The following is a 1,591-nucleotide window of genomic DNA, read 5'->3' on the forward strand; positions in this document are numbered from 1 at the left end:
GATAAAAAGGAACAGGACATACCTGTTCTTTTTTTTATAAAGATTTTAAAGGAATGCACGATAAAGGGATTAATGATTACACTTAGTGAGGTATATAATATGAAACTTAGTATTGCAATGATAGTTAAGAATGAAGAAAAGTACATTGAAGCTACATTAAAATCCTTAAAAAAACTGGAGAAATATTTAACCTGTGAAATTGTTATTGTAGATACAGGATCCACTGATAACACTATAGAGATTTCAAAAAAATATACAAATAAGATATATCATCATAAATGGACTGATAACTTTGCACAAATGAGGAATATATCACTAAGCTACTGTACCGGTGAATGGATTCTTGTAGTTGATGCAGATGAGGTTTTATATGAACCGGAAAAATTAGCTCAGCTTATTAATGATAAAAACACTAAAAAATACAATGCAGGCTTTATAAACATAATAAATTTTAATAAAGACATAGAAAATTCGGTAACTAATGAAAGTATATCTAAACTTTTGAGGCTATTTAAAAATAAAGCCATAAAGTATGAAGGCGCAGTTCACGAGCAGCCTATATTTAAATATCCTGTTATAGATTCTCATATTAGATTTATTCATTATGGATATAACAATAGTGATTTTGAGCTTATGGAATATAAATTTGAAAGAAATATTAAATTGCTCTTTAAAGAACTTTCCGAAAAGCCTGATAGTATTTATATAAATTTCCAGATAGCAGCTTCCTATGTTATGCATAAGGATATACCGGAAGCGTTAAAGTATATAAAGGCAGCTTATGAATTATCTAAAGATGAAATTCATAAGTATATTTATGTTCTTGATAAATACTGTGATATATTGTATAAGTCTAAAAAATACACACTTTTGGTTGAAAAGACTGCTGAAGCATTAGCATATGAAAAGGAGTTTATAGATTATTATTTTTATTTAGGAGAAGGGTATTATAATCTCAATGATTACACTAATGCTGTAATTGCATATAAGGACTATTTGAAATACTATGAATTGATTAACATGAATTCCATAAGCTTCAACAATACTATATCTGTACAAACCCGTAAATTTAAAGATGCAGTTTTATTAAGATTAGCATCAAGTTGTTTAAAAAATAAGGATTATAAATCCGCTATAGACAATATTAAAAAAGTAAAGGATAAGGACTTATTAAAAAATGAAGTCTATATAATCGTAAGTATTATAGCAGAAGGCAAAATGTGGAGCGAAATAGATATTTTAAATGAACTAATTGATAAATATAATTATGATATACTGCTTAAATATCTTCAAAGAGAAGTGCTCACAGAAGAATTAGCAAGACTGGAAAACGCTGCCTCTCATATCTATTTAAAAGAAATGATTTATAATGTCAGGTATTTTAAGGAGAAGGGAAATATTGATTATATAATCAGAAACAGAATTATGGAGATCATGAATAAGGATAAAACCTTGTACTCTATATATGTATACTATTTAATCAAGGAGGATATACATGCGATAAATCAGCTTGTTACCTTTGGTATGGATAAGATGGAAAACATACTAATATCCTTATGTACTGATTATTATGATTTAATTCTTCACTATT

Annotated in this window: 1 protein-coding gene; it reads left to right on the top strand. The window is 27.3% G+C overall.

All coding sequences use genetic code 11. The annotated features are described in order from the left end of the window. Positions 1 to 99 precede the first annotated feature (99 nt). Positions 100 to 1,591, top strand: a 1,492-nt coding sequence (locus TA89_RS04465; RefSeq protein WP_040211209.1) for a glycosyltransferase, incomplete at its 3' end; no start/stop codon positions are given.

The sequence above is a fragment of the Clostridium polynesiense genome (genome assembly GCF_000820705.1).
GTDB lineage: Bacteria > Bacillota > Clostridia > Clostridiales > Clostridiaceae > Clostridium_AA > Clostridium_AA polynesiense.